The sequence below is a fragment of the Pseudarthrobacter sp. CC12 genome (assembly GCF_039907755.1).
Lineage (GTDB): Bacteria > Actinomycetota > Actinomycetes > Actinomycetales > Micrococcaceae > Arthrobacter > Arthrobacter niigatensis.
Genome location: NZ_JARDJH010000008.1, coordinates 116,123 through 122,394, shown reverse-complemented (window position 1 = coordinate 122,394; position 6,272 = coordinate 116,123). Strand labels below are relative to the sequence as shown.

General features: G+C 60.0%; 3 protein-coding genes. All 3 read right to left on the bottom strand.

Annotation, left to right across the window (positions count from 1 at the left end; translation table 11 throughout):
- Nucleotides 1–324: 324 nt before the first annotated feature.
- The 3 genes from PV772_RS08935 to PV772_RS08925 all read right to left on the bottom strand — a co-directional run bounded on the left by PV772_RS08935 (nt 325) and on the right by PV772_RS08925 (nt 6,012).
- Nucleotides 325–4,122: a hypothetical protein gene (locus tag PV772_RS08935; RefSeq protein WP_347885911.1), complete on the bottom strand. Its 3,798-nt coding sequence runs from the start codon at nt 4,120–4,122 to the stop codon at nt 325–327.
- Between the two features lie 340 nt (nt 4,123–4,462).
- Nucleotides 4,463–5,683: a tyrosine-type recombinase/integrase gene (locus PV772_RS08930; RefSeq protein ID WP_347885910.1), complete on the bottom strand. Its 1,221-nt coding sequence runs from the start codon at nt 5,681–5,683 to the stop codon at nt 4,463–4,465.
- A 98-nt stretch (nt 5,684–5,781) separates the two neighbouring features.
- Entirely contained in the window at nt 5,782–6,012 is a 231-nt protein-coding gene (locus PV772_RS08925) for a helix-turn-helix domain-containing protein (RefSeq protein ID WP_347885909.1), read from the bottom strand.
- Nucleotides 6,013–6,272 lie beyond the last annotated feature (260 nt).

The window sequence follows — 6,272 nt, the reverse complement described above, 5'->3', positions numbered from 1 at the left end:
AACCACGACAGTACCAACTCACCGGAACAGCAATACCAACAACCCGGAACACGAGTACCAACTCACGCTATCTGCCAGCGAGAAGCACATTCATTGAATGCGCCTCCGGAGGAACCTAGATCCACAAGTTTGACGCGGGTTCAGGTTCGTCGATGCGGCTGGCAGCGAAACAACCAGCGGTACATTTCCACCACCTCCAGCCACCGCCAGGTTACAGCGAGCGTCAGCGTGGATGCCCTCAGTGTTATCTTTGACTGCTCCGCGGCGATCCGCACATTGGAAGCGGAAGCACTCACCGCCGTCTGTCTCGGATGCTTGAGCTGCTCAGAGGAGGTCTTGGGGTTTCTGCCGCATGTTGACCTTGAGATCAACTCCGAGATGATCCACGGAGCTCACAACGCCGAGCGAATAAAGACGATCGGCTAAGGCCTGGTTGGCCGCAGTATTTGCGATACGGGGATGCTTGCCGTTGGCTGCCGTAAGATCTGCATACTTCCCGCCCAGAGCATCTAAAACAGTGGTGAGCGAGGGGAGATCCAGGGATGGAAGATGCGGCTCGAGATGCGGGACGACGATGTCTTCGCGGACCCCCTCATCAGCAAGGCGGACGACATCCTGCATGTCGATTGCCATGTGTCTATCAAGGGCGTAGCTCGCGACGGAGGCGAGGGCGGTAGCCGAAGCCTCGGACGTGAACTCGCCGAACCGGTCGACGATGGCGTCCTTGACCCGAGCGGGAACAACCGGGCTGTCGATCAGTGCGCCGACGCACCGGGGCGCCACCTCTGCCACTGTCATGAATTCCACAAAAGCCCTCGACTTGCTGATCGCGAAGGCAAGCCCTGCGACGTCTGTCTGCTTGATGATGGAGAAGGTAGTGGCATCGTCAGCGACTACGTCCTGAGCGATGAGATGGCCGACAAGCTCCCCGGACTCAGCGGGGATCTCCGATGCCGCGATCGGGCTCTCGAGTGAGAGCCCGTGAACCAGTTCAGCTCGGAACTGGGCTGATGGGATCTCGCTCATGGCGCGGAGAATCGTCAACGCTAACTCCAACTTGGCGGGCTCATCCGCGTCGTCTCCGACGTCGATCTTCCCGGCATCTCCCAGTAGCTGCGCGATGGAACGGTCCAGTCCCAGCGCGGAAATGTATGCGGCGATGTTTGTGAATATGGCGGGGAAGCGCTGACCTTCAGCAAGTGACCGCCACGCTGCTTTCGGAACGCTGTCCAGCTCGTCCACTCGGCAGCCTGGGACTGCCCTGGAGATGATAGCCGGAAGTTGGTCTTCGTCCGCCTCGCTGACGTCCTGGAGGGTGGCGATGAACTTGTCAGGATTGACCACGGTGGGTTCCTGATCGTGGAGTGCTGTTAGGTAACCGGAGAGATCCTCGAGCAAACGCCCGTAGACCGCGCCATTTGCTTTGGCGATTGCGTCGAGATTCAACGAGTGGCCAGCTTCGCCCAGTGCCGTCTGCAGATTCTCGCGGGTGAGATGGTAGCTTCGATTCGCCACGATCGCAGGCAGAATCTCTGCGCTGAGCGGGCGGAGCAGGGGGAGCCTCACACCGGCCTTCCTGACGAGTTCGGCGACGCGGTCGGCCGCTTCTTGAGTCGTGTCGCCGGCGGTAAACGCTGCGAAGTCAGCATAGTTGTCGATGATATAGTCGCGCGCGGCATCGGTGACAATGTAATCAACGTCGTTGTTCAGCGACAGTAGTGCGACGTTGACAAGATGGAGCGCTTTCTCCTGGTCGAGCTCCTCATCCTCAATCAGCACGGTGAAGATGTTGGGCCATTTCTCCGTCAGGATGCCGACAAGGGCCGCAGGGTCGCGCCCGTCCTCGAGGTAGGCGAGAAGGAACTCACGTCCTTCCCCGCCGTCCGTCATCAGGCGACCGGCGAGAATCCCCACAGCTTCGGCGTTGTTCACCAGTATCCGGTCAAGGATGTTGATGTTAAATGAGGCCCTCTCGCGGAGAAGCCCCTTACCCTTTTCGCGGATGATGGCATCGACGTCCTCCGCAGTGAGCGTGAAGAACATGTCGGGCACATTTGGGTCGATGACCTTCAGAATGAAGTTGGTTGCGTTGGCGCTGATGCGCTCACCGTAGAACGTAGAAGTGTAAAGGGTGAAGTTCTTGTCAATGTAGCCCGCAGCCACGAGTTGGGTTGCGAGCTCGGACGTGAGGTGCTTCTCAGCTAGCTGTTGGAACGAGAGGCTCTCTTCACCTCGCTTCAGGACAAACTCGGCACGGGACATTAGGTCGCTCATGTCCGCGTGTACGAGGAACCCGCGGTCTCCTAGGGCCTGCTGGGTTTCGCCGTCGAGTCGTGCTCGTTCGGCCTCGGCCCATTGCCTGCTGTTCAGCGGTTCCTCGACGGCTTCCTCGATCTGTGCCCGCGTGAGATCGAGCGTCCGTTCGTACCCATTGAAGTTGGCGTATGTGACGCGTAGCGCGTCGCTTGCAGAGAGTGCTTCCCAAAACTCAGGTTTCCGGAGCGACGCCTCCGTGAACAGGTCTCCATCAAGCCCGTACGACCGGATGCTTTGGCCCTGCCCCCAGAGGGTCAGTTTGACGTATTCCACGAGAGCGCCGGCTAGGTTCTCACTGCGCTCAGCGCTGATCCGAGCTTTCGCCCTTTCACTGCGGGCACGCGCGATCTGGGTATTCCGTGCCTTCACATTGGCGTCGACGAGCTCACGGCCGTCGCGGTAGAGCTTGTCGAGGTTGCTCTTGCCGAGCTTGATCTGTTCGAAGTCTGTCAGGTGGGTGCTCTTGTAGAGCATCATCGCGAAAAGCTTGTCCGCGTCGAGCTCCAAGGTGCCCGTGTCGATGACCAGCTGCTTAAAAACCACGAATTCATTGCGGATGTTCTTGATGAGCCGCATGTCGGCGACGTGCCGGGCCGTCAGGTCGATGAGGTCGGTGGAGACTCCCGGCTTGATGTCTTTCATCGTTTCGACGAGCAGGTCGCGGGCGCTCCGGTGCGTGATGAACGGAACGACAGGGATAACGAGGTCGAAGAACTTCGTCCGGTTGGCGCGCGCCACCTGGGCCTCCGCCGAGTCCTGGGCCCGGTCGGAGCTCGGCAGTGGCGTCGCGAGTTCGCGCTTCTTCCTCGTCTCCGCTGCGTCCTCCGAACCTGCGGACTTCGGCTGCTTGCCGTCGTCATCCAACTCTTCCTTAGCGGCGCGGGTTCCGAGCTCGTCAAAGATGCTGTCCTTGATGGCGTAAACGAACCGGATCCGTCGGCCCTTGAGCTGCCTGGCTCCGTTAAGGATGCTGTTCAGTGACCGTAGCGTCTCGAAGATATGGGCATCGTCGAACCGGTCGATGTCCTCGAAAATGACGATGTTGCGATTGACCACCTCGAAGAAGTACACAATCTCATCGAGGTACTCGTCGAAGTAGGTCCCGGAGGTTGTCGACAAGGAGATAGTCGCGGATCCTGCCGAAATCTTGTCGATCTGAATGCGGTTGTGGAATACGAAGCGGAACCCGAGGATGACCAGCGCTGCTGAAACGAATAGGATGGCGTGGACCAGCAGGTGCCACTCCGAGGGCAGAATGACGAGCTTCGACAGCGACTCCGTCCAGCCGGTCAGGTAGAACGCCAGTGTGACCGGCACAGCTACCAGCGCGGCAAGGCGAATTTCGCGCAGCAGCCTAAAACTCGTGATGCGGCGATACCGCGAACCCGGCATCCTTCCCGGCTCCTGACTGAAGAGCAGCTGCTTGAAGATCTCCTTCTGAATCCGGTTCGTCTTCGTGGTCGAGGTCGCGGCCTCGTTTGCTGGTGCTATCGTTTCCTCGGGCAATCCCAAGGTAGACAGCGAGATCCGGATGACTTCCCGCGCGTGGCGCCGTGCAAGCTCTTCCAAGATGCTGCTTTTGCCAACCCCGTAGCTACCCGTGAGGGCAACATTCAGTACCGCATTGTCCTGCAGGGCGGCGTCGAGCGCCTTGAAATAAACCTCGTGCTTGTCCGCCTCGTATCGGGGCGTCAACGATAATAACTTTGTCGCCGCATCGGCGACTTCGGGTTGGGGTGCCCGTCGCCAGATCTCCTTGAAGCACTCACCCAAGGACTTGAGCGCAGACAGCGCCACGGCGAGCATCAGAAGAACCCGATCGGCCAGCCGCCGCGGGGGATAATTTGCAACTCTTCGATGGTGTTCCCCCACACGAGTGCGACCTGTGACGGCTTTCCGTTGCGGGACGGCCGCCGGGGCTGGAAAACGACAAGGCGAGACGCCCACCCCGGATCTGGCTGGCTCATTAGCTTTTGCGTACCTTTCATCTCGTCCCGTGGCCCTTCGCTGACAAAACTACTGCACCTGGCCGCGATTGCCCCGTAAGGTGCCCAACCGTGACCGAAGCAGGCGACAGAGGAGAACGCGGCACCGCCTGCCCACTCCACGGCGTGAGCGCTGCCGCGACGCGTACGGTTCGGCAAAGCTAGCTGCGCTTGTACATGACCCTGGCCAGATGCCCGCTGCTGTCCGGTGCCTCCTGCCGCTCTCGCAGATAGGAACGAATGGTGACAGCAGTCCGCTTGTGGCCCAGCTGCTGGGCTGCTACGTCGATTGAAACTGTTTCGCCCAGGAAGGTTCCTACAGAGCGTCGGAACGTGTGGGGCGTTGCGGTCGCAATGTTGCAGGACTGCCGGCGTTCCTGCTTCCTTCCCCTGGCTCCTTCCTCCTCATTAGGGAGGTCGTAGGCGATGTCCAACTCCTGTCGAACTTTGCGCCATCGGCGACGAAAGTTGTTCAGCTGCATCCAGGCGCCGCCCCGAGCCGGAAATATCGCGCCGTTGGGATTTGTGCGCCGTTCGTTAGCTCTCCTGGCACGAAGCATTGCTGCCACGTCCGGGCTGATGCGAAGATCGAGCTTCTTGACGCCTGTCTTGATGTAGTCATGGCGGAGCATGGGGCGTCCTTGCTCCCATCCAACCTTGCCGTTGATCTGTACCCAGTAGGAGCCGTCGTCCTGTTGATCGATATAGACGTCTTCCCATCTCAGTGCAAGGAGCTCTGAGATCCTCATCCCCGTGGCGAGCAGCAGTTCCACGCCGTCGGGGATGTCCAGGTTCTGTCGAGGCCCCGGTCGGGTGACCTGCAGTTGTTCTTCTCCGTGCTTTCGGACTGCAGCCAGAACGCCAGCCATGTCCTCCTTTTCGACAATGAGGACAGGTTTTTTGCGAGGCCTCGGCAACGATGCGACCTGCCTGACCGGGTTCCCGGGAATCAGCCCCCGGCCGGCGCACCAAGTGAGGATGTTTGAGAGGACGACACGGTTATGTTCAGCTTTGGCGTAGTAGCGGCCGCCGTCCACGATGCCGTGCAGGAACTCGGCGCAGGTTCTGATGTCGATGTCGATAAGCCTGAGAGCCCCCAGCGCAGGAACAATGTCGGCCCTCGCCATGCGGGTGTACTCGTAGGCCGTACTGATTCGCAGGCCGAGGCCGCCGGAATCGATATACGAGATCCAGTTCTCCACAACCTCGGAAAACAGAACATGCCCCTCGTTGCTTATCTTCGTGGACGGGGTGGTTTCGGCGGCCTTGTTCCGAACTTCGTCGTCGGCAGCCATAGCTTGAAAGACCGCGAGAAGCGCGTCCTCGGCCTTGCGTGCCGTCGTGCCCGTTCGCGTTCGCTGGACGAGTTTCGTGCCGTCCAAGGGCTTGTAGCGTCCACTGGCCAGGTACCGACCGTCGGGTTGTCTCGTGGCCGGAGGTATTTTTCCCCATGAACCGGGGCGGGTCTGGTGATTGGCCATTATGCTGCCCTCGGCAGTATGCGCTGGGCAGACAACCACTCGGCCACATCTTCGACGGCGTAGACCACGGCGCCGTCCAGTTGCCGGTAGTAGACCGGGCCCTTTCGTTGTGCCGCCCAGTTGGCCAGCGTGCCGGGAGACCGGCGCAAATACGCTGCCGCTTCGTCCCGTGTTATCAATTCCGACGGCATCCAGGAGGACCCGTTTCTCACTACGTCAGGTTCGTTCATAAAGGGGTCTATGCCGCTGCCCGGACCACGGGTGTCACTTCTTGCAGGCGGAAGCGAATAACACTTTGCATAACACTTTGGCCGTGAACGGGCGTGAAGCGCCGGTATGCGGCGTCCCTTCCCTTGGTGGGAAATGCCGCGGATCCGCTGATGCGGGGCACGAGCCGTGAACAGGCGTGAACCGGCGTGATTCGACGTTCGCATCGAAGAGGTCAGGAGTTCGAATCTCCTTAGCTCCACTGTTTGTCAGCGGTGATGGA